This is a genomic window from Streptomyces sp. S3(2020) (assembly GCF_013044505.1).
In the GTDB taxonomy this organism is placed as follows: domain Bacteria; phylum Actinomycetota; class Actinomycetes; order Streptomycetales; family Streptomycetaceae; genus Streptomyces.
Genome location: NZ_JABERD010000076.1, coordinates 22197 through 42990 on the forward strand (window position 1 = coordinate 22197; position 20794 = coordinate 42990).

Here is a 20794-nt window from a genome sequence, read left to right on the forward strand (position 1 = left end):
CCCGAGGGACTGCACGGCCGTACTGTTGTGTAGGTAACCGAACCAGCGAGTGACGGAGAGCGCAGGCCCCCATGGTGCAGATCAAGACCCCCGAGCAGATCGCCAAGATGCGTGAGGCGGGGCTGGTCGTCGCCGCCATCCACGCGGCCACGCGGGAAGCGGCCGTGCCCGGGGCGTCCACGAAGGACCTGGACGAGGTCGCGCGCAAGGTGCTCGCCGAGCACGGGGCGAAGTCGAACTTCCTGGGGTACGGCGGCTTCCCGGCGACGATCTGCACCTCCGTGAACGAGGTCGTGGTCCACGGCATCCCGTCCGACGACGTGGTCCTCGCGGACGGCGACATCATCTCCATCGACTGCGGCGCGATCGTCGACGGCTGGCACGGTGACGCGGCCTACACGGCCTTCGTGGGCTCCGGTCACGCTCCGGAGCTGCTTGAGCTGTCGCGGGTGACGGAAGAGTCCATGTGGGCCGGTATCGCCGCGATGAAGCCGGGCAACCGGCTGGTGGACGTGTCCAAGGCCATCGAGACGTACATCCGCCGGCAGCCGAAGGCCGGCGGCGGACGGTACGGGATCATCGAGGACTACGGCGGCCATGGCATCGGTACCGAGATGCACATGGACCCGCATCTGCTGAACTACGTCGACCGGCGTCGGGGCAAGGGGCCGAAGCTGGTGCCCGGGTTCTGCCTCGCGATCGAGCCGATGGTGTCGCTGGGGACGCCGCGGACGGAGGTCCTGTCGGACGACTGGACCGTCATCACGACGGACGGTACGTGGTCCTCTCACTGGGAGCACTCCGTCGCGTTGACCGTGGACGGTCCGCTGGTGCTGACGGCTCCCGACGGGGGTAAGGCGAAGCTGGCGGAGTACGGCGTGACCGCCGCTCCTGATCCGCTCGCCTAGGTCATGTCGTATGTCGTGTGCGGCCGTGTGGGGGCGCGTCTCTGCCCCGGCGTGCTTAAAGATCTCTCTCTTCGGGCATTCTTCCTCGATTCGTCTTTCCGGGTGCACTGACGTAGACTGACTCGTCGGCTCTCGTGCACCCGCATGCCTGCATGCGCTCGTACAGAGTCGATCAAGGTAGTCGATTCGAAGGGCGAAGCGTGGCCAAGAAGCAAGGTGCCATCGAGATCGAGGGCACTGTCGTCGAGTCTCTGCCGAACGCCATGTTCAAGGTCGAGCTCCAGAACGGCCACCAGGTCCTGGCACACATCAGCGGCAAGATGCGTATGCACTACATCCGTATCCTCCCTGACGACCGGGTCGTGGTGGAGTTGTCTCCTTACGACCTGACGCGTGGCCGGATCGTCTACCGCTACAAGTAGATCTTGCCCGCATCCCGTCTCCGGACGGGGTGGTGGCACTGACCCGGAGAACCTCACCAATGAAGGTCAAGCCGAGCGTCAAGAAGATCTGCGACAAGTGCAGGGTGATCCGCCGTCACGGTCGGGTCATGGTCATCTGCGAGAACCCGCGCCACAAGCAGCGCCAGGGCTGACGCACGACCTATCCCTCTGCATCGACATCGCAGAGATTCGCGCGACGCGAGCTGAATTTGTTCATACGCGGAACCCAGGCACCACGGTGCCTGACACCCCCGGTTCGGAGGCCGGGGACCCAGTTCGTACCTGGTACGGCGGCTGGGAACCGGTTCTGTGGAAGACCTCCGAAGATCACCAGGAGCCATTGAATGGCACGCGTTTCCGGTGTTGACATCCCGCGCGAAAAGCGCGTGGAGGTCGCCCTGACCTACGTGTTCGGTATCGGCCGCACGCTCTCCCAGCTGACGCTGGCCGAGACCGGCGTCGACCCGAACACCCGCGTTCGCGACCTCTCCGAGGAGCAGCTCGTCGCGATTCGTGAGTACGTCGACAACAACATCAAGACCGAGGGTGACCTCCGTCGCGAGATCCAGGCCGACATCCGCCGCAAGGTCGAGATCGGTTGCTACCAGGGTCTCCGTCACCGTCGTGGTCTGCCCGTCCGCGGTCAGCGCACCAGCACGAACGCTCGTACCCGCAAGGGCCCGCGTCGCGCCATCGCCGGCAAGAAGAAGCCGGGCAAGAAGTAGTCCACAGCGGACAACGCTTCATCAGCGGTCTTCGCTGTAGGACCGACCACCTCCCCGTAGGAGTTACTAGATGCCCCCCAAGGGTCGTCAGGGCGCTGCCAAGAAGGTGCGCCGCAAGGAAAAGAAGAACGTCGCTCACGGGCACGCCCACATCAAGAGCACGTTCAACAACACGATCGTCTCGATCACGGACCCGTCGGGCAACGTGATCTCCTGGGCCTCCGCCGGCCACGTCGGCTTCAAGGGCTCGCGCAAGTCCACCCCCTTCGCCGCGCAGATGGCCGCCGAGTCGGCCGCCCGCCGCGCGCAGGAGCACGGCATGCGCAAGGTTGACGTGTTCGTCAAGGGCCCGGGTTCGGGTCGTGAGACGGCCATCCGTTCGCTTCAGGCGACCGGTCTTGAGGTCGGCTCCATCCAGGACGTCACGCCCACCCCGCACAACGGCTGCCGTCCGCCGAAGCGTCGCCGCGTCTGACGTCGGTGCCTTAAGGGCTTGCTGTGCTTCCGGGCTTGTTGGCCGGGGGCGTGGGGGTTGTCCCCCACATGTAAACAGCCGGGCGGTACGACCTCTTCGGTCGTATCGCCCGTACCCTTGTTCCACATCAGGGCGTCAAATAGCGGGCGCCCCTGACAGAAGGATCCGCAACATGCTGATCGCTCAGCGTCCGTCTCTGACCGAAGAGGTCGTGGACGAGTTCCGTTCCCGGTTCGTGATCGAGCCGCTGGAGCCGGGCTTCGGCTACACCCTCGGTAACTCTCTTCGCCGTACCCTCCTGTCGTCGATCCCCGGCGCTGCTGTCACCAGCATCCGTATCGACGGCGTCCTGCACGAGTTCACCACCGTGCCGGGCGTCAAGGAGGACGTCACCGACCTGATCCTCAACATCAAGCAGCTGGTCGTCTCCTCGGAGCACGACGAGCCGGTCGTGATGTACCTGCGCAAGCAGGGTCCGGGTCTGGTCACCGCAGCCGACATCGCGCCCCCGGCCGGTGTCGAGGTGCACAACCCCGACCTGGTCCTGGCCACGCTGAACGGCAAGGGCAAGCTGGAGATGGAGCTGACCGTCGAGCGCGGTCGCGGCTATGTCTCCGCGTCGCAGAACAAGCAGGTGGGTCAGGAGATCGGGCGTATTCCGGTCGACTCGATCTACTCGCCGGTTCTGAAGGTCACGTACAAGGTCGAGGCGACCCGTGTCGAGCAGCGGACCGACTTCGACAAGCTGATCGTCGACGTCGAGACGAAGCAGGCCATGCGTCCCCGTGACGCCATGGCGTCGGCCGGTAAGACGCTGGTCGAGCTGTTCGGTCTCGCCCGTGAGCTGAACATCGACGCCGAGGGCATCGACATGGGCCCGTCCCCCACGGACGCCGCCCTTGCCGCTGACCTGGCGCTGCCGATCGAGGAGCTGGAGCTCACCGTTCGGTCCTACAACTGCCTCAAGCGTGAGGGCATCCACTCCGTGGGTGAGCTCGTCGCCCGCTCCGAGGCCGACCTCCTGGACATCCGTAACTTCGGTGCGAAGTCCATCGACGAGGTCAAGGCGAAGCTGGCCGGCATGGGCCTGGCCCTCAAGGACAGCCCGCCCGGATTTGACCCCACGGCCGCTGCGGACGCGTTCGGCGCGGACGACGACGCGGACGCGGGCTTCGTGGAGACCGAGCAGTACTGATCTCCACCACCTCCGGGGTTCGCGTCAGCGGGCCCCGGATCTCCGACAGGTAACCGCCTGCTCGGATACTGACCTCGGTACCTGATACGGCCGGGGCAGACACCTAGGAGAAACACCATGCCGAAGCCCACCAAGGGTGCCCGTCTGGGCGGCAGCGCCGCGCACGAGAAGCTCCTCCTCGCGAACCTCGCGAAGGCGCTGTTCGAGCACGGCCGTATCACCACCACCGAGGCGAAGGCGCGCAAGCTGCGTCCGTACGCCGAGCGTCTGGTCACCAAGGCGAAGAAGGGCGACCTTCACAACCGCCGCCAGGTGCTCCAGGTCATCACGGACAAGGGCATCGTCCACACGCTCTTCACCGAGATCGGCCCGCGGTACGAGAACCGTCCCGGTGGCTACACCCGTATCACCAAGATCGGTAACCGTCGTGGCGACAACGCGCCCATGGCTGTCATCGAGCTGGTCGAGGCGCTGACGGTTGCGCAGGCTGCGACGGGTGAGGCCGAGGCCGCCACCAAGCGTGCGGTCAAGGAAGATGCCCTCAAGAAGGACGAGGCTGTCGAGGCCAAGTCCGACGAGGTCGTCGAGGACGCCGCGGAGGCTTCCGCCGAGGAGTCCAAGGACGCGTAAGCGTCTGCCGAGGGCTGTGCGTTCGCGGCTTGTCGCGCAGTTCCCCGTGCCCCTTACGGGGCGCTCAGCGGACCCGTTCCTTTCTGGAGCGGGTCCGCTTTTGTGTTCCTGAGAGGATCTCCTTGTGAGCGATGAAGTAGCTGCCGGGCATGTTCGTGTGCGTCTTGATCTGTCCTACGACGGGACCGAGTTCTCCGGGTGGGCCAAGCAGGCCGGGGGGCGGCGGACCGTGCAGGGGGAGGTCGAGGACGCGCTGCGTACGGTGACCCGGTCCCGGGAGACGTACGAGCTGACGGTGGCCGGGCGGACCGATGCCGGGGTGCATGCGCGGGGGCAGGTCGTGCATGTCGATCTGCCTCGGGAGGTCTGGGGCGAGCATCACGAGAAGTTGCTCAAGCGGCTGGCCGGGCGGCTGTCGAAGGACGTACGGGTGTGGGCCCTTCGTGAGGCGCCGAGCGGTTTCAACGCACGGTTCTCGGCCATCTGGCGGCGGTACGCCTATCGCGTCACCGACAACCCCGGGGGTGTGGACCCGCTGCTGCGGAGCCATGTCCTGTGGCACGACTGGCCGCTCGACGTCGACGCGATGAACGAGGCCGCCGGGCGGCTCCTCGGGGAGCACGACTTCGCCGCCTACTGCAAGAAGCGGGAAGGCGCGACCACCATCCGTACCCTCCAGGAGCTGAGCCTGGTGCGCGGGGACGACGGGATCATCACCGCCACGGTCCGGGCCGACGCCTTCTGCCACAACATGGTGCGCTCGCTGATCGGGGCGCTGCTGTTCGTGGGGGACGGGCACCGGGGGCCGGAGTGGCCGGGGAAGGTGCTGGCCGCGGGGGTCAGGGACTCCGCCGTGCATGTCGTACGGCCGCATGGGCTGACCCTCGAAGAGGTCGGTTATCCGGCCGACGAACTGCTGGCCGCGCGGAACAAGGAAGCGCGGAATCGGCGCTCGTTGCCCGGGTCGTCCCGTTGTGAAACCTGTTAGTTACCGCTCATTTCGCCGCAGATAGCGGACATGTCGCACCTTACCCGGCGTAAGTCTCTATCTGACCCTTACGTCATTCACATAACTCGGTTAATCTTTCGCAGCTCGGCCAAAAGTTCGACTGGGGTGGCCGAGAACGGGTGGGGGTCGACGGGCCGGTAGGGCCCATAGGCGGTTTCTTTTTCATGAGTTCAGTAGGTCCGGTACGGACCGGGGGGCGTCGCAACGCGCGTCAGAACAGCGGTCGGCGCAGGGCCGGGCGAAGTGGGGGCGCTCCGCTGGGGCTGCTGCCGCTGCCGCCGACGGACAAGGAGAAGTACTCCTACGCCCGACGGAACCTGTGGATCCTGACGATCAGTTCGCTGATCAGCTTCTGCTGCCTGGTGGTGAGCCAGTTCGAACTGGCCAAGTCCACGCCGGTGCTGTGGATCTACACCCCGCTGCTGGTCTTCACGGTCATCTACTACCTGATATCGCTCCGGGTGAATGGTTTCACCAGGGACTTCGACATCGCGTACCACAAGCGGCTGGTCCACAACTGGCGGCCCGAGGTCTATCCCACGGTGGACGTGTTCCTGCCGGTGTGCGGTGAGCCCATCGAGGTGCTCCACAACACCTGGCGGCACGTGCGGGACATGGCCGACCACTACCCGGGCGTCTGCGTCCCGTTCGTCCTCGACGACGGCGCCGACCCGCAGCTGGAGGCGATGGCCCGCGACTTCGGGTTCCGCTACGGCACCCGCGAGAACCGCGGCTGGTTCAAGAAGGCCGGCAACCTGCACTTCGGGTTCGGGCAGTCCGACGGCAAGTACATCCTCATCCTGGACGCCGACTTCACCCCGCGCGCCGACCTGCTCCAGGAACTGCTGCCGTACATGGAGTCCGACCCGGGCATCGGCATCGTCCAGTCCCCGCAGTACTTCCGGGTGCTGGACTCGCAGAACTGGATCGAGCGTGGCGCGGGCGCCGTGCAGGAGCTCTTCTACCGGTCCGTGCAGGTCTCCCGGCAGGGCAGCGACGGCGCGATCTGCGTCGGCTCCTGTGCCGTGTACCGGCGGGCCGCGCTGGAGACCAACGGCGGCACGACGCTGATCGAGCACTCCGAGGACGTGCACACCGGCTTCGACCTGCGGGGCCTGGGCTGGGACCTGCGCTATGTGCCGGTCGCCGTCTCCACGGGCGTCTGCCCGGACACCGCCGGCGCCTTCTTCAACCAGCAGTACCGCTGGTGCTCCGGATCGATGAGCCTGCTCGGCAGCAAGAAGTTCTGGGAGCGCAAGATCAAGCTCTCCAGCCGGCTCTGCTACATGTCCGGGTTCTTCTACTACATCCACACGGCGCTGTTCACCTTCGCGGCGCCGGTCATCCCCATCGTGCTGCTGGTGATGATGCCGGACAAGCTCCAGGTCGAGCATCTGCTCATGGTGGCGCCCAGCATCATCTACACCACGATCGTCTTCCCGATGTGGCACAAGGCGCCCTACCGCCTGGAGGCCTGGGCCGCCCGCATGATGTACGGCTGGGCGCACGTCTTCGCCATCTGGGACATCCTGCGCAAGAACCGTATGGGCTGGCAGCCCACCGGCTCCTCCGGCGCCAAGAAGAACAAGACCCGCCGCTTCTGGATCGGCATGTGGGTCTGGAGCGGCGGCACCGCCCTGGTCTGGGTGGTCGGCGCCGTGTACCGGACGTTCACCATGGACGCCCCGAACTTCGCCCTGATCCTGTCCTCCGGACTCTTCTACGCCCTCGTCGTGGGCCGTGTGCTGGTCCAGCCGCGCGAGAAGGAGGCCGTCTGATGCAGCTCCGCACCCGCACGCGCACCGCACTGACCGCCGTCCTGCTCACCGCGCTGGCCCTCAGCGGCTGCTCTGTGCTCGACAGCTCGAACAACGACTCACCGGCCGGACAGGCCGAGGGGGGCGCCGATCCGTCGCAGAGCGCGCAGTCGGACGTTCCCTACGACGTCGTTCCGCTGATCAAGCCGGAGAAGAAGTACTACGGGGCCGCCGTGGCGGGCGCGCCGACCTCCATGAAGGGCGTCGACGCGTACACCGAGATGACCGGCAAGCAGCCGAACCTCATCGAGTACTACGCCGCCTGGGGCGACGGCTTCGACGCCAGCGGTGTGCGCAAGGCCTGGAAGGAGGGCGCCATGACCTTGATGTCCTGGGAGCCCTTCGACACCAGCGTCGCCGACATCGCGGCCGGCAAGTCGGACGCGTACATCAAGGAGTACGCGACCGCGGTCCGCAAACTGAACCTCCCCGTCGTCATCGACTTCGCCGACGAGTTCAACGGCCACTGGGAGAAGTGGGGGACCAAGTACACGACCCCCAAGCAGTACGTGGCCGCCTGGCGGCACATCCACGAGACCTTCATCGACGCAGGTGCCTCGAACGTCATCTGGGCCTGGTCGCCCAACATCATCAACCCGGTCAAGAGCGTCAAGCTGGAGCCGTACTACCCGGGCGACGCCTACGTCGACTGGGTCGGTCTGATCGGCTACTGGACGATGGACCAGGACAACGCCTTCGACAGCGTCTTCGGTCCCACCATCGACCAGATCCGCACCTTCACCAAGAAGCCGATGCTGCTCCTGGAGACCGCGGCCATGGCGGGTGAGCGGCGACGGGCCGACATCGCCAACCTGTTCGCGGGCGTGGAGGCCGACGACAACATGCTCGGCTTCATCTGGTTCAACCACAAGAAGCGTGCCGACTGGCGGTTGGAGGCGAGCCCGCTGGCCCTCAAGGAGTTCAGAAAGCTGGCCGCGGACGACCGTTTCGGCTTCGACGTACGGAAGCCGTGATGACCTCCCGACACGATCACTACACGCCGCAGCCCTACGATCCCTACGCCGAGGACGACGGCAGCTGGTTCAACTCCGACGGCCGGGCCTCGCAGCAGCAGTACCAGCAGCAGACGTACGGCTACGACAACCCGCAGTACCCGCAGCAGGAGCAGCAGCACCCGCAGCACCCCCAGCAGCCGTACCAGGCCGGTATCCCCGAGCAGCCGCGGAGCGGCTACGACGACCAGCCGACGTACGCCCTGCGCACGGTCGAGTACCAGCAGGTGCCCGACGACGAGCCCGAGTACCACATCCCCGAGACCCCGGACGCGGGCTGGGACGACACCCCCAGCAAGCGGCGGGCGTGGGTGAGCCGCGGGGTCCTGGCGGTCGTGCTGCTGATCCAGGCCGTGCTGTCGCTGATGCAGTCCAACACGGCGTTCCAGGACGAGGCCCTGTACCTCGCGGCGGGCCACAACATCATCGACCACTGGATGAACGGCACCCCGCTGCACAGCGGGTACGAGTCGTACTTCTCCGGGTCGCCGGTCCTCTATCCGGTCGCCGCGGCCGTCGTCGACGGCTGGTTCGGGCTCTCCGGCGCCCGGGCGCTGAGCCTGCTGTGCATGCTGGGCGCGACCGCGCTGCTGTACTCCTTCAGCCGGCGCATGTTCAACGAGCGGGTGGCGCTGGTCGCCGCCGCGCTGTTCGCGGTCACGCAGCCGAGCATCGTGCTCGGCTGGTTCGCCACCTACGACGCTCCGGCGATCTTCCTGCTGGCCCTGGCCACCTGGATCGTCGTCCGCACCAACCGGGTCTCCGCGGCCGCCGTGCTGCTCGCGGCCCCGGTGATCGTGCTGGCGGTCGCGGTGAAGTACGCGTCCGCGCTGTACCTGCCCACCCTCGTCGTGCTCGCCGCGCTAACGGCCTGGCACCACAAGGGCTGGCGCTGTCTGCTACGCGCGTTGCTGCTCGGCCTCGGTACCGCCGCGCTGGTCGGTGTCGGCCTGATGTACACCGATGTGCTCGCCGGTGTGAAGGCGACCACCACCAACCGTGCCCACGGCACCGACACCGCGATGTCCCTGGTGGAGAAGTCCGTGGAGTGGGGCGGGCTGATGTTCGCCGCCGCCGTCGCGGGCGCCGTCGCCTACGCGCTGCGCGGCCGGATGAACGAGTCCCCGCGCTCGCACGGACTGGGCGGCCCGGGCTGGCGCTGGCGGGCCCTGCTGGGCCTGGTGCTGGCCGGCACCGCGCTGCTGGCTCCCGCGTACCAGATCCACCTCAGCACCTCGGTCTCGCTCTACAAGCACCTCGGCTTCGGTCTGCTCTTCGCCGCCCCGATGGCCGGCGTCGGTGTGATCCGGCTGGTCGGCAAGCACTTCCGCTATCCGCAGCTGGGCATCCTGATCTGGGTCACCGCGCTGTGCCTCGGCGTCTCGCAGTCCGAGTGGCGGTTCGGGCTGTGGCCCGACTCCACGCCGCTCGTCAAGGCCATCGAGCCGTACATGAAGCCCAAGGCCAAGTACCTCGGCGCCACCTACGAGGTGCCCGTCTACTACCTGCGGGACAAGACCAACCACGACCAGTGGACGTCGACGTACGGCATCGGCTACTCGGACAAGAAGGGCAAGATCCACCACGGCAGGGAGGGGTACCGGCTCGCCATCGAGGCCGGCTACTTCGATCTGATCGTGCTGGACGGCGTCGCGACGCCGGACCTCGACAAGTACCTGGAGCAGCAGGTGACCAAGAGCGGGCACTACCGCCTGGTCGGCAAGATCCCGTTCAACCTCAGCTCGGGCGGCACCGGCCACTACGAGATCTGGACGAAGACGTCCTGAGCCGGTCACTCACCTCTGTTCTTCTTCACCCCTGTATTCACGAAAGGCCGTAAACCATGCGGCTCACCGTCATCGGCACCGGCTACCTCGGTGCCACCCACGCCGCCTGCATGGCGGAGCTCGGTCACGAGGTGCTCGGCGTCGACGTCGACCCCGACAAGATCGCCGCGCTGCGGGCCGGCCAGGTGCCGTTCCACGAGCCCGGGCTGCCCGAGCTGATCCGGAAGCACACGGCGACCGGGCGGCTCAGGTTCACCACCGACTACACGGAGGCCGGGGCCTTCGGCGAGGTGCACTTCGTGTGCGTCGGCACCCCGCAGCGCAAGGGCTCCGAGGGCGCCGACCTCACCTACGTCGACGCGGCTTTCGCGGCGATCGCCGAGCACGCGGCCGAGGGCTCGCTGCTGGTCGGCAAGTCGACCGTGCCGGTGGGCACGGCGGGGCGGCTCGCGGACGCACTCGACGCCGAGGTCGCCTGGAACCCGGAGTTCCTGCGGGAGGGCTTCGCCATCGAGGACACGCTGCGGCCCGACCGGCTGGTCATCGGTGTCCGATCCGCACATGCGGAAACGATCCTCCGCAAGGTGTACAAGCCCGTACTGGAGGCCGGCACCCCGCTGGTCACCGCGGACTTCCCGACCGCCGAGCTGGTGAAGACGGCCGCCAACGCCTTCCTCGCCACCAAGATCTCCTTCATCAACGCGATGGCCGAGCTCTGCGAGGCGACGGGCGGCGACGTCGGCGTCCTCGCCGAGGCGATCGGCCACGACGACCGGATCGGCAAGAAGTTCCTGCGGGCCGGCATCGGCTTCGGCGGCGGCTGTCTGCCCAAGGACATCCGCGCCTTCGCGCACCGCGCCGACGAGCTGGGGGTCTCGCTGGCGTTCCTGCGCGAGGTGGACGCGATCAACATGCGCCGCCGCGACAAGGTTGTCGAGCTGGCGCGGGAGCTGTGCGGAGGTGCGGTGCTGGGGGCCCGTATCGCCGTACTGGGCGCGGCGTTCAAGCCCGACTCGGACGACATCCGGGACTCGCCCGCGCTCAACGTGGCCGCCCGTCTGCGCCTGGACGGCGCCGACGTCACGGTCTACGACCCCGAGGCGCTGGACAACGCCCGCAAGGCGTTCCCGCTCCTCGGATACGCGATGTCGGCCGAGGAGGCGCTCAGGGGAGCCGACCTCGTGCTGCATCTGACCGAGTGGCCGCAGTTCCGGGAGATCGACCCGGAACGGGCCGCGTCGCTGGTGGCCCGTCCGCTGATCGTGGACGGCCGGGGGGCGCTCGACGGGGACCGCTGGTCCGCGGCGGGCTGGCACTTCCGTGCGCTGGGCAGACCCGCGCCGGTTGAGGAGAGGCCTGTTCAGGGCCTCTAGGGGAGGGAAACGGAAAGACATGACGGCCTACGACAGACATCCCGGCGTACCGGTCACCATCGTGATGCCGACGTACAACGAGGCGGCGAACCTGCCCAGGATGGCCGAGCTGGTCCTCGGTCTGCCGATCGAGGGGCTGCATCTGAAGATCGTCGACGACTCCAGCCCGGACGGGACGGGGCGGATCGCCGAGGAACTCGCGGAGAAGTACAACGCCGACCAGCCCGCCGGGCGGCGCCGGATGAGCGTGCTGCACCGCACCGAGAAGGACGGCCTCGGGCGCGCGTACGTGGCGGGCATGAGCGCCGCGCTCGCCGAGGGCGCCGAGTACGTGATCCAGATGGACGCCGACGGCAGCCACCCCGTGGAAGCGGTCCCACGCATGCTCGGCACGGCCGTGGCCTCCGGCGTCGGCCTCGTCGTCGGCAGCCGGTACGTCGAGGGCGGCTCGCTGGACGAGGAGTGGGGCAGGCACCGCGTCCTGCTGTCCCGCTTCGCCAACCGCTACGCCCGGACCGTGCTCGGCACGAAGATCCGGGACATCACGGCCGGCTTCAACCTGTGGTCGGCCGCCACACTGCGTGACGTGGATCTCGCGACCCTGGACAGCGCCGGCTACAGCTTCCAGGTCGAGCTGAAGTTCAAGGCGGTCCGGGCCGGGCACAGCGCCGTCGAGATCCCGATCCGTTTCGAGGAGCGCACCGAAGGCGTCTCCAAGATGAACCTCTCGACGCAGATCGAGTCGGCCCTGGTGCCGCTGCGGCTGCGCATGCGCAACCGGCGGAGCTGAACCGGACCGGGATCCGCCGGCCCCGAGGGCCGGCGGACCGGTGCGCTCGCTACTCGTTGGCGGCGGCCGAGGCCTGGGACTCGCCGCGGCGGCGGATCTGGCGGAAGGTGAACTCGGCCAGGTCGTCGCCGGTGGAGAAGACCTGGGTGCTCTTCTCCGTGACGTTCTTGCCGTTGGTGAAGCCGGCGGTGGTGAAGTAGGCGTAGCGGCCGTAGGAGTTGGTCGTCGTACGGCAGATCGCGGAGTCGCAGAAGGACTTCACGCCGCTGCCCGCCAGGGACCGCACGACGCTCTTGTCGTCGGCCTGGGTCTTGACCTTGGTCGCCTGTGCCTCGGTGTCGAAGACGGCCACGCCGACCGTCACCGCGACGCCGTCCTTGACGTACGTCACCCGCATCAGGCGGGTGCAGTCGTTGGCCTTGAGGACCTTCGGCAGGGTGCCCTGGGCGACCGAGGCGCAGTTCTTGGTGTCGGCCGTCGGGCCCTTCTTGTAGACCGTCTCGCCCATGGTCAGCTGCGTGCCAGGGAAGAGGATGTCCGCGCCGATCGGGGCGGTGTCCTTGGTCTTGCTGGAGACGAAGTCCTTCGGGTCCAGCGGTGGCGGGGCGCTGGTCGGCGCGAAGGACGGGGCCGTGGCGGACTGGCTCGGGATGTCCGCGGTGGCGGGCAGCGAGGAGGTGGTGGACGCCTCGTTGTCCCCGTTCGCCGACACCACGGCCACGGCCACGGCGGTGCCTATCGCCACGGTGGCGAGGGCGCCACCGCCGATGAACAGCAGCCTGCGGCGTTTGTTACGGGTCTCCGATGCCTCGGCGAGCGCGGCCCAGTCCGGGGTCGGCCCGTCGCTGCTGCCGTCCCACGGCTGCTGGGAATTCGGTTTCCAGGGATCCCACTGGGACGGGGGTCCCCCCTGCTGCCCAAAGCTCATGGGGCGCATCTTAGACGGGGGACGGGAGAGGCCGGTGCGCGTACTCGTTTTGACCCGTCCGGGGCAGCCCGAGTAGTCTTGCCGATTGTTATGCGTATTGGCTTGGTCGCTCTCAGGCGAGAGGCCCTTACGTAGGTTCCCTGGAGCAGTTACCAGTGGGCGGCATACGGGCCTCGTTCCCGGCGCTGTCGTCCCCAGCTGCACGATCGCTTCAGTGATGCCATGTGTCAGCACCCATCCACTGAAGAAGAAGGCTGCGAAGTGCGTACGTACAGCCCCAAGCCCGGCGATGTGACTCGCCAGTGGCACGTCATCGACGCACAGGACATCGTCCTGGGCCGTCTGGCTACCACTGCCGCGAACCTCCTCCGCGGCAAGCACAAGCCGACCTATGCCCCTCACATGGACATGGGCGACTTCGTCATCATCATCAACGCCGACAAGGTTCACCTGTCCGGCAACAAGAAGACCCAGAAGCTGGCGTACCGCCACTCCGGCTACCCGGGTGGTCTGCGCTCCGTCCGTTACGACGAGCTGCTGGCGAAGAACCCCGAGAAGGCCGTCGAGAAGGCCATCAAGGGCATGATCCCCAAGAACACCCTGGGCCGTCAGATGCTCTCGAAGCTGAAGGTCTACTCGGGCGACCAGCACCCCCACGCTGCCCAGCAGCCGGTGCCGTTCGAGATCACCCAGGTCGCGCAGTAGTTCCGGCCACACCCCTAAACAGAAAAGATCTGAGGAGAACCGTGGCCGAGACCACCGTTGAGCAGCCGGTCGAAGAGACCGAGACCGAGCTCGTCGACATCGAGAGCTACACCACCGAGTCCGAGGTCCCCGTCGAGGGCGAGTACACCTCGGAGTCGCTCGCCGGCCGCTTCGGCGACCCGCAGCCGGCCGCCGGCCTGGGCCGTCGCAAGAACGCCATCGCCCGCGTCCGGATCGTCCCGGGCACCGGCAAGTGGAAGATCAACGGTCGCACCCTTGAGGACTACTTCCCCAACAAGGTGCACCAGCAGGAAGTCAACGAGCCCTTCAAGGTGCTCGAGCTCGAGGGCCGCTACGACGTCATCGCCCGCATCTCGGGTGGCGGCGTCTCCGGCCAGGCCGGCGCCCTGCGCCTCGGCGTGGCCCGCGCGCTGAACGAGGCCGACGTGGACAACAACCGCGGCGCCCTCAAGAAGGCCGGCTTCCTCCGTCGCGACGACCGTGCGGTCGAGCGCAAGAAGGCCGGTCTCAAGAAGGCCCGCAAGGCCCCGCAGTACAGCAAGCGTTAAGCTTCGCTGCCTGCAAGCTCGTACTCGCACGTCAGCAGTACGTCCGAACGCCCCGGCGGCACGCCACAGTGCCGCCGGGGCGTTCGTTTATCACAGCCTTAGGCGTATAACGGCACAAGACGTTCTAAGGCTTGTGCGATCGGATGATCTCCGAGTAGCAGCGCTCTATCAGGAGGACAAGTGGGACGACTCTTCGGCACGGACGGCGTGCGCGGCGTCGCCAACGCGGACCTGACGGCCGAGATGGCCCTGGGTCTGTCGGTAGCGGCGGCCCACGTACTGGCCGAGGCGGGTACCTTCGAGGGCCACCGGGCGACGGCGGTGGTCGGACGGGATCCGCGTGCGTCCGGGGAGTTCCTGGAGGCCGCGGTGGTCGCGGGCCTCGCGAGCGCGGGTGTCGACGTCCTGCGGGTCGGCGTACTGCCGACACCGGCCGTGGCCTATCTCACGGGTGCGCTCGGCGCCGACCTCGGCGTCATGCTGTCCGCCAGCCACAACGCCATGCCCGACAACGGCATCAAGTTCCTCGCCCGCGGCGGGCACAAGCTCGACGACGAGCTGGAGGAGCGGATCGAGTCGGTCTACGAGTCCCACCGGCACGGCGAGCCCTGGGACCGGCCGACGGGTTCGGGCGTGGGACGCGTACGTGAGTACCTGGAGGGCTTCGACCAGTACGTCGCCCATCTCATCGCGGTCCTCCCGAACCGGCTCGAAGGCCTGAAGATCGTCCTCGACGAGGCGCACGGTGCCGCCGCGCGGGTCTCCCCGGAGGCGTTCACCCGCGCCGGAGCCGAAGTGATCACGATCGGTGCCTCGCCGGACGGGCTCAACATCAACGACGGGTGCGGATCGACCCACCTCGGCCTGCTGAAGGCCGCCGTCGTGGAGCACGGCGCCGACTTCGGCATCGCGCACGACGGGGACGCCGACCGCTGCCTCGCCGTGGACCACACCGGTGACGAGGTGGACGGCGACCAGATCATGGCCGTGATCGCGCTGGCGATGCGGGAACGCTCCGCGCTGCGGTCGGACACCGTCGTCGCGACCGTCATGTCGAACCTCGGGTTCAAGCTGGCCATGGACCGTGCGGGCATCCAGCTGGTGCAGACCGCGGTCGGGGACCGGTATGTGCTGGAGGCGATGAAGGAGCACGGATACGCCCTCGGCGGCGAGCAGTCCGGGCACGTCATCATCCTGGATCACGCCACCACCGGTGACGGGACGCTGACCGGGCTGATGCTCGCGGCTCGGGTCGCGGAGACCGGGCGGTCGCTGCGGGAGCTGGCGTCCGTGATGGAGCGGCTGCCTCAGGTGCTCATCAATGTGCCGGATGTGGACCGTACGCGGGTGGGGACGTCGGGGGAGCTGGCTTCGGCGGTTGCCGAGGCGGAGCGGGAACTCGGTTCCACCGGGCGGGTGTTGTTGCGACCTTCTGGGACTGAGCCGCTTGTGCGGGTCATGGTCGAGGCGGCGGATATTGATCAGGCTCGGTCTGTGGCCGGGCGGTTGGCGGATGTGGTGAAGTCGGCGCTCGGTTAGGGCGCCGGGTTCGGGGTGGGGGGTCTGTGCTCTGCGGGCTGCGGGTTCGTTGTGGCTTGTCGCGCCCGCGCGGCGGTAGCCGCAAATTCAGCACAGCCCCGCGCCCCTAGGCCTGCTTTCGCCAGAGCCATTTCTGGGCGAGCAGCGTGAGTGTGCCCGCCAGGATGATGCCCAGCATGTTCAGCAGGAGTTGTTCCGTTGAACCCCAGGCCTGCTTGTACTCGTTGAAGCTGAAGGCGACCGCGGCGTTCGCGGCGGCGGGGACCGTGGTGACCGAGATGGCGACGCCGACCAGGGCACCCGACTTCGCCGAGGTCAGGGAGAGGGTGCCCGCGCAGCCGGCGAGGACGGCCACGACGAAGGAGAACCAGTCGGGCCGGTAGATGAAGTTGGTGTTGGGGCGTTCGGCGTCCAACTGCTCGGCGCTGAACAGGTTCACCCAGTCCATGAAGTGGCTGAAGCCCACCGTCACCACCATCGCCACCGCGAAGCCCACGAGCAGCGCGATCAGGGAGCGCAGCGCCAGACGGGGCCGGCGTCGGACGATCGCCGTGCTGAAGGCGGCCAGCGGGCCGAACTCCGGGCCCACCGCCATCGCGCCCACGATCAGGATCGCGTTGTCGAGGACGACACCACAGGCGGCGATCATCGTGGCCAGCGTGATGAACGCGAGGTACGTGATGGAGAGCGTCGACTCCTCGTGGGTGGCGTCCGTGAGGTGCTCCCACAGGACCGCGTCGGCGCCCTCGCCCGGGGCCTCGTCCTCGGCCTTGTCGGCCCGCTCGGAGAGCGACAGGTCGATGTTCTCGACGGCGATGGAACCGGTCTTGTCGAGGTCCAACCCGCGCAGCGCGCCGATGAGTTCGTCACCGGCCTCGCGGGCGACGTCGCACATCACGACGTCCCCCGCGGGGTTGCGGGCGGCGCCCGGCAGCACGACCAGGTGGGTGGTGCCGACCGTCGACTCGATCAGGCGGACCACGGCGTCGGTCCTGTCGGCCGGGGTGATCAGGCGCAGATGCAGCATGACGCCTTTCTAACAGGCCCGGTCCTTCAGAGCTTGCGCAGGCGCAGGCGCTGGACCTTGTGGTCGGGGCCCTTGCGGACGACCAGGGTGGCGCGGCCGCGGGTGGGGGCGATGTTCTCGATCAGGTTGGGCTTGTTGATGGTGCGCCACTGGGTGCGGGCGTAGTCGAGGGCCTCCTCCTCCGACACCTGGGTCCACTTGCGGAAGTAGGAGTCGGGGTTCTGGAAGGCTGTCCGGCGCAGCTTCTTGAAGCGGTTGAGGTACCAGCGCTCGACGTCCTCGGGGCCTGCGTCGATGTACACGCTGAAGTCGAAGTAGTCGGCGAGGCCGACGCGGGTGCGGCCGTCCTTGCCGGGAAGGGCGGGCTGAAGGACGTTGAGGCCCTCGACGATCAGGATGTCCGGGCGGCGCACGACGAGCTTCTCGCCGGGGACGATGTCGTAGATGAGGTGGGAGTAGACGGGGGCCGTCACCTCGTCCTTGCCGGCCTTGATGTCGGCGACGAAACGGGTCAGCGCCCGGCGGTCGTACGACTCGGGGAAGCCTTTGCGGGACATCAGGCCGCGGGCCTGGAGTTCCTTGGTGGGGAGCAGGAAGCCGTCCGTCGTCACGCGCTCGACGCGCGGGTGCTCGGGCCAGCGGGAGAGCAGGGCCTGGAGGAGCCGGGCGACCGTGGACTTGCCGCCGGCCACCGAGCCCGCGACCCCTATGACGAAGGGGGTGCCGGACTGGGCGCCCTGTTCGCCGAGGAAGGTGTTCAGCGCCCCTCTGAGGCCGTCCGTGGCACCGATGTAGAGATTGAGGAGCCGTGACAGCGGCAGATAGATGTCGCGCACCTCGTCGAGGTCGATGACATCGCCCAGACCACGCAGCTTCTCGACCTCCTCCGCGGTGAGCGGCAGCGGCGTCTTGTCGCGCAGCGCGCTCCACTCGGCACGGGTGAGGTCGACGTAGGGAGTCGCCTCCGGCTTGTGCCGGTGGGCGCTCCGGGGCATCGAGGAGACCGGAGAGATCACAGTCCATTGTTAACGGAGTTTGAACGGGATGGCGGGTGGGGTCCGTCACGCGGTGACCCCTCGGAGAGCGCCGGGGGGTTCGTACGGCGGTGGGAATTTCCGATTTCGGGCACGCGGCGGCCGGTTCGGGCGCTGTTCGGGCGGGGCGGCGCCTCTAGGCTGCCGCGCATGTGCGGAATCGTGGGTTACGTGGGGTCGCAGTCGGCGCTCGAAGTCGTGATGGCCGGACTGAAGCGGCTGGAGTACCGGGGGTACGACTCGGCGGGCGTCGCCGTGCTGGCGGACGGTGGGCTGGCGGCCGCGAAGAAGGCGGGCAAGCTCGTCAACCTGGAGAAGGAACTGGTGGACCGGCCCCTGCCGACGGGCGGGACGGGCATCGGCCACACCCGGTGGGCCACCCACGGTGGACCGACGGACGCCAACGCGCATCCCCATCTGGACAACGCGGGCCGGGTCTCGGTCGTCCACAACGGGATCATCGAGAACTTCGCCGCCCTGCGGGCCGAACTGGCCGAGCGGGGGCATGTGCTGTCCTCCGAGACGGACACGGAGGTCGTCGCGCACCTGCTGGCGGAGGAGTTCTCCGGGACGGCCGACCTCGCGGAGGCGATGCGGCTGGTGTGCCGGCGCCTCGACGGCGCGTTCACGCTGGTCGCGGTGCACGCCGACGAGCCGGACGTGGTGGTGGGGGCGCGGCGCAACTCGCCGCTGGTGGTGGGCGTCGGGGAGGGCGAGGCGTTCCTGGCCTCCGATGTCGCCGCCTTCATCGCCCACACGCGCTCCGCGATCGAGCTGGGTCAGAACCAGGTGGTGGAGCTGCGCCGGGACGGGGTGACGGTGACGGGCTTCGACGGCCGCCCCGCCGAGGTCCGGTCGTACCACGTGGACTGGGACGCGTCCGCGGCGGAGAAGGGCGGCTACGACTACTTCATGCTCAAGGAGATCGCCGAGCAGCCGAAGGCGGTCGCGGACACCTTGCTCGGACGCATCGACGCGGCCGGCTCGCTGGCGCTGGACGAGGTGCGTATCTCCGCCGCCGAACTGCGCGAGGTGGACAAGGTCGTGATCGTGGCGTGCGGTACGGCCTTCCACGCGGGGCTGATCGCCAAGTACGCCATCGAGCACTGGACCCGGATCCCCTGCGAGGTGGAGCTGGCGAGCGAGTTCCGCTACCGGGACCCGATCCTGGGGGCGCGGTCCCTGGTGATCGCCATCTCGCAGTCCGGGGAGACCATGGACACGCTGATGGCGCTGCGGCATGCGCGGGAGCAGGGTTCGAAGGTCCTGGCGATCTGCAACACCAACGGCTCCACGATCCCCCGTGAGTCGGACGCGGTGCTGTACACGCACGCGGGGCCCGAGGTCGCGGTCGCGTCGACGAAGGCGTTCCTGACGCAGCTGGTGGCGTGTTACCTGGTGGCCCTGTACCTGGGCCAGGTGCGGGGCACCAAGTGGGGCGACGAGATCTCCGCCGTCATCCGGGACCTGGCGCAGATCTCCGGGGAGGTGGAGCGGGTACTGGAGACCATGGAGCCGGTACGCGCCCTGGCCAGGTCGCTGGCCTCGAAGAACACGGTCCTCTTCCTCGGGCGGCACGTGGGGTATCCGGTGGCGCTGGAGGGGGCGCTGAAGCTGAAGGAACTCGCGTACATGCACGCCGAGGGCTTCGCGGCGGGCGAGCTGAAGCACGGCCCGATCGCACTGATCGAGGAGGATCTGCCCGTGGTGGTCGTCGTGCCGTCGCCGCGGGGCCGGTCCGTGCTGCACGACAAGATCGTGTCCAACATCCAGGAGATCAGGGCCCGGGGCGCGCGCACGATCGTGATCGCTGAGGAGGGCGACGAGACGGTGGTCCCGTACGCCGACCACCTGATCCGCATCCCGGCCACCCCCACGCTGCTCCAGCCGCTGGTGGCCACGGTGCCGCTCCAGGTCTTCGCGTGCGAGCTGGCCACGGCCCGGGGGAACGAGGTGGACCAGCCTCGGAACCTGGCCAAGTCGGTGACGGTGGAGTAGGTGACCGGGCCGCGGAGCGTGGTCATAGGGTGCTCCGCATGAGCATCATCGGCGTCGGGATCGACGTGGCGGAGATCGAGCGGTTCGCGGCTTCGCTGGAGCGCACCCCCGGGTTGGCGCGACGGCTGTTCCTCGACAGCGAGTTGCTGCTGCCCAGCGGGGAGCGCCGGGGGGTCGCCTCGCTGGCGGCGCGGTTCGCCGCGAAGGAGGCGCTCGCCAAGGCCCTGGGCGCGCCCGCCGGGCTGCACTGGACCGATGCCGAGGTGTACGTCGAGGACAGCGGGCAGCCCCGGCTCCGGGTCACCGGAACGGTCGCGGCGCGGGCGGCCGCGCTGGGTGTGCGGTCCTGGCATGTGTCGCTCAGTCATGACGCCGGTGTGGCCTCGGCCGTCGTCGTCGCGGAGGGGTAGCGGCGCCGCCGGGTCCCGCTGGGCGGGGGCAGCGGCTGGGCCGTGCCGTGTCGACGCGCGTGAGGTCGCGTCGTACGGGCACGCTCGGGGAGACTCGGACCCATGCGTACTGCGTACAGCGTGGAGACGGTCAGGGCGGCCGAGCGGGAGCTCATGGCACGGCTGCCGGAGGGGGCGTTGATGCAGCGGGCGGTCGCCGGACTCACCGCCGCCTGCGCGGACTTGATGGGCAGGGTGTACGGCAGCCGGGTCGTCCTGCTGGTGGGCAGCGGCGACAACGGCGGGGACACCCTGTACGCCGGGGCCCGGCTCGCGCGCCGGGGCGCCGGGGTCGCCGCGTTGCTGCTCACGCCGGAGCGGGCCCATGCCGGAGGGCTCACGGGCGGCCCTTTTACCCATCTGGCCCTGCCCCGGAAGGG

22 protein-coding genes are annotated in these 20794 nt (G+C 68.3%); 19 read left to right on the plus strand and 3 right to left on the minus strand.

From position 1 onward, the window contains the following. Positions 1–71: 71 nt before the first annotated feature. The 13 genes from map to HLK59_RS24060 all read left to right on the plus strand — a co-directional run bounded on the left by map (position 72) and on the right by HLK59_RS24060 (position 12165). The gene (gene map / locus HLK59_RS24000) at positions 72–908 is read left to right on the plus strand and encodes a type I methionyl aminopeptidase (protein ID WP_171143561.1); all 837 of its coding nucleotides are present in this window, start codon (positions 72–74) and stop codon (positions 906–908) included. Positions 909–1108: 200 nt separating this feature from the next. Next, positions 1109–1330 (plus strand): translation initiation factor IF-1, encoded by a 222-nt coding sequence (infA, locus tag HLK59_RS24005; RefSeq protein WP_003948620.1) that lies wholly within the window; start codon positions 1109–1111, stop codon positions 1328–1330. Between the two features lie 59 nt (positions 1331–1389). Continuing rightward, positions 1390–1503, plus strand: a complete 114-nt coding sequence (gene rpmJ / locus HLK59_RS24010) for a 50S ribosomal protein L36 (RefSeq protein ID WP_003998809.1) — start codon at positions 1390–1392, stop codon at positions 1501–1503. Between the two features lie 192 nt (positions 1504–1695). Further along, positions 1696–2076: a 30S ribosomal protein S13 gene (gene rpsM / locus HLK59_RS24015; protein ID WP_171143562.1), complete on the plus strand. Its 381-nt coding sequence runs from the start codon at positions 1696–1698 to the stop codon at positions 2074–2076. Between the two features lie 70 nt (positions 2077–2146). Then, complete coding sequence (gene rpsK, locus HLK59_RS24020) at positions 2147–2551, plus strand: 30S ribosomal protein S11 (protein WP_003956432.1); 405 nt, start codon at positions 2147–2149, stop codon at positions 2549–2551. Between the two features lie 172 nt (positions 2552–2723). Next, on the plus strand, positions 2724–3746 hold the full coding sequence (locus HLK59_RS24025; protein ID WP_171143563.1) for a DNA-directed RNA polymerase subunit alpha: 1023 nt from the start codon (positions 2724–2726) through the stop codon (positions 3744–3746). 117 nt (positions 3747–3863) lie between these two features. Continuing rightward, a complete protein-coding gene (gene rplQ / locus HLK59_RS24030) occupies positions 3864–4376 on the plus strand; it encodes a 50S ribosomal protein L17 (RefSeq protein WP_171143564.1) in 513 nt (170 codons plus the stop codon). Positions 4377–4500: 124 nt separating this feature from the next. Then, positions 4501–5364: a tRNA pseudouridine(38-40) synthase TruA gene (gene truA, locus HLK59_RS24035; RefSeq protein ID WP_171143565.1), complete on the plus strand. Its 864-nt coding sequence runs from the start codon at positions 4501–4503 to the stop codon at positions 5362–5364. Positions 5365–5747: 383 nt separating this feature from the next. After that, on the plus strand, positions 5748–7163 hold the full coding sequence (locus HLK59_RS24040; RefSeq protein WP_171143577.1) for a glycosyltransferase family 2 protein: 1416 nt from the start codon (positions 5748–5750) through the stop codon (positions 7161–7163). Then, positions 7163–8176 carry a glycosyl hydrolase gene (locus tag HLK59_RS24045; RefSeq protein WP_171143566.1) on the plus strand — a complete coding sequence of 338 codons (1014 nt, stop codon included), beginning with the start codon at positions 7163–7165 and terminating at the stop codon, positions 8174–8176. Before HLK59_RS24040 ends, HLK59_RS24045 begins: the two co-directional genes overlap by 1 nt. Then, complete coding sequence (locus HLK59_RS24050; RefSeq protein WP_171143567.1) at positions 8176–10002, plus strand: glycosyltransferase family 39 protein; 1827 nt, start codon at positions 8176–8178, stop codon at positions 10000–10002. Before HLK59_RS24045 ends, HLK59_RS24050 begins: the two co-directional genes overlap by 1 nt. 56 nt (positions 10003–10058) lie before the next feature. Next, the gene (locus HLK59_RS24055; RefSeq protein ID WP_171143568.1) at positions 10059–11375 is read left to right on the plus strand and encodes a UDP-glucose/GDP-mannose dehydrogenase family protein; all 1317 of its coding nucleotides are present in this window, start codon (positions 10059–10061) and stop codon (positions 11373–11375) included. 19 nt (positions 11376–11394) lie between these two features. Further along, positions 11395–12165, plus strand: a complete 771-nt coding sequence (locus HLK59_RS24060; RefSeq protein WP_171143569.1) for a polyprenol monophosphomannose synthase — start codon at positions 11395–11397, stop codon at positions 12163–12165. Between the two features lie 49 nt (positions 12166–12214). Here the strand turns inward: HLK59_RS24060 and HLK59_RS24065 are convergent, their stop codons facing one another. Next, complete coding sequence (locus tag HLK59_RS24065; protein ID WP_171143570.1) at positions 12215–13093, minus strand: hypothetical protein; 879 nt, start codon at positions 13091–13093, stop codon at positions 12215–12217. 261 nt (positions 13094–13354) lie between these two features. On the opposite strand from HLK59_RS24065, the gene rplM reads away from it, so the two are divergent. The 3 genes from rplM (at position 13355) to glmM (ending at position 15906) form a co-directional block, all read left to right on the plus strand. Then, the gene (gene rplM / locus HLK59_RS24070; RefSeq protein WP_045559465.1) at positions 13355–13798 is read left to right on the plus strand and encodes a 50S ribosomal protein L13; all 444 of its coding nucleotides are present in this window, start codon (positions 13355–13357) and stop codon (positions 13796–13798) included. A gap of 41 nt (positions 13799–13839) precedes the next feature. Continuing rightward, positions 13840–14367: a 30S ribosomal protein S9 gene (gene rpsI, locus HLK59_RS24075; RefSeq protein ID WP_171143571.1), complete on the plus strand. Its 528-nt coding sequence runs from the start codon at positions 13840–13842 to the stop codon at positions 14365–14367. 180 nt (positions 14368–14547) lie between these two features. Beyond that, the gene (gene glmM, locus HLK59_RS24080) at positions 14548–15906 is read left to right on the plus strand and encodes a phosphoglucosamine mutase (RefSeq protein ID WP_171143572.1); all 1359 of its coding nucleotides are present in this window, start codon (positions 14548–14550) and stop codon (positions 15904–15906) included. Between the two features lie 106 nt (positions 15907–16012). Here glmM and HLK59_RS24085 read toward each other — a convergent pair whose 3' ends face one another. Together HLK59_RS24085 and coaA are read right to left on the minus strand one after the other, a co-directional pair. Beyond that, positions 16013–16933 carry a DUF389 domain-containing protein gene (locus tag HLK59_RS24085; RefSeq protein WP_171143573.1) on the minus strand — a complete coding sequence of 307 codons (921 nt, stop codon included), beginning with the start codon at positions 16931–16933 and terminating at the stop codon, positions 16013–16015. A gap of 26 nt (positions 16934–16959) precedes the next feature. Then, positions 16960–17928, minus strand: a complete 969-nt coding sequence (gene coaA / locus HLK59_RS24090) for a type I pantothenate kinase (protein ID WP_171143574.1) — start codon at positions 17926–17928, stop codon at positions 16960–16962. Positions 17929–18117: 189 nt separating this feature from the next. On the opposite strand from coaA, the gene glmS reads away from it, so the two are divergent. The 3 genes from glmS to HLK59_RS24105 form a co-directional block, all read left to right on the plus strand. Beyond that, entirely contained in the window at positions 18118–19965 is a 1848-nt protein-coding gene (gene glmS / locus HLK59_RS24095) for a glutamine--fructose-6-phosphate transaminase (isomerizing) (RefSeq protein WP_171143575.1), read from the plus strand. A gap of 38 nt (positions 19966–20003) precedes the next feature. Then, positions 20004–20375: a holo-ACP synthase gene (locus tag HLK59_RS24100; protein ID WP_171143576.1), complete on the plus strand. Its 372-nt coding sequence runs from the start codon at positions 20004–20006 to the stop codon at positions 20373–20375. A 102-nt stretch (positions 20376–20477) separates the two neighbouring features. Further along, positions 20478–20794: NAD(P)H-hydrate epimerase (locus tag HLK59_RS24105; RefSeq protein WP_277349522.1), on the plus strand; the 317-nt coding region annotated here is incomplete at its 3' end.

What these genes read in the sequence shown, in the direction of transcription:
- map (WP_171143561.1), top strand. Translation starts at nt 72, where the DNA reads ATGGTGCAGATCAAGACCCCCGAGCAGATCGCCAAGATGCGTGAGGCG.
- rpmJ (WP_003998809.1), top strand. Translation starts at nt 1,390, where the DNA reads ATGAAGGTCAAGCCGAGCGTCAAGAAGATCTGCGACAAGTGCAGGGTG.
- rpsM (WP_171143562.1), top strand. Translation starts at nt 1,696, where the DNA reads ATGGCACGCGTTTCCGGTGTTGACATCCCGCGCGAAAAGCGCGTGGAG.
- rpsK (WP_003956432.1), top strand. Translation starts at nt 2,147, where the DNA reads ATGCCCCCCAAGGGTCGTCAGGGCGCTGCCAAGAAGGTGCGCCGCAAG.
- HLK59_RS24025 (WP_171143563.1), top strand. Translation starts at nt 2,724, where the DNA reads ATGCTGATCGCTCAGCGTCCGTCTCTGACCGAAGAGGTCGTGGACGAG.
- rplQ (WP_171143564.1), top strand. Translation starts at nt 3,864, where the DNA reads ATGCCGAAGCCCACCAAGGGTGCCCGTCTGGGCGGCAGCGCCGCGCAC.
- HLK59_RS24045 (WP_171143566.1), top strand. Translation starts at nt 7,163, where the DNA reads ATGCAGCTCCGCACCCGCACGCGCACCGCACTGACCGCCGTCCTGCTC.
- HLK59_RS24050 (WP_171143567.1), top strand. Translation starts at nt 8,176, where the DNA reads ATGACCTCCCGACACGATCACTACACGCCGCAGCCCTACGATCCCTAC.
- HLK59_RS24055 (WP_171143568.1), top strand. Translation starts at nt 10,059, where the DNA reads ATGCGGCTCACCGTCATCGGCACCGGCTACCTCGGTGCCACCCACGCC.
- HLK59_RS24060 (WP_171143569.1), top strand. Translation starts at nt 11,395, where the DNA reads ATGACGGCCTACGACAGACATCCCGGCGTACCGGTCACCATCGTGATG.
- HLK59_RS24065 (WP_171143570.1), bottom strand. Translation starts at nt 13,093, where the DNA reads ATGAGCTTTGGGCAGCAGGGGGGACCCCCGTCCCAGTGGGATCCCTGG.
- HLK59_RS24085 (WP_171143573.1), bottom strand. Translation starts at nt 16,933, where the DNA reads ATGCTGCATCTGCGCCTGATCACCCCGGCCGACAGGACCGACGCCGTG.
- coaA (WP_171143574.1), bottom strand. Translation starts at nt 17,928, where the DNA reads ATGCCCCGGAGCGCCCACCGGCACAAGCCGGAGGCGACTCCCTACGTC.
- glmS (WP_171143575.1), top strand. Translation starts at nt 18,118, where the DNA reads ATGTGCGGAATCGTGGGTTACGTGGGGTCGCAGTCGGCGCTCGAAGTC.
- HLK59_RS24100 (WP_171143576.1), top strand. Translation starts at nt 20,004, where the DNA reads ATGAGCATCATCGGCGTCGGGATCGACGTGGCGGAGATCGAGCGGTTC.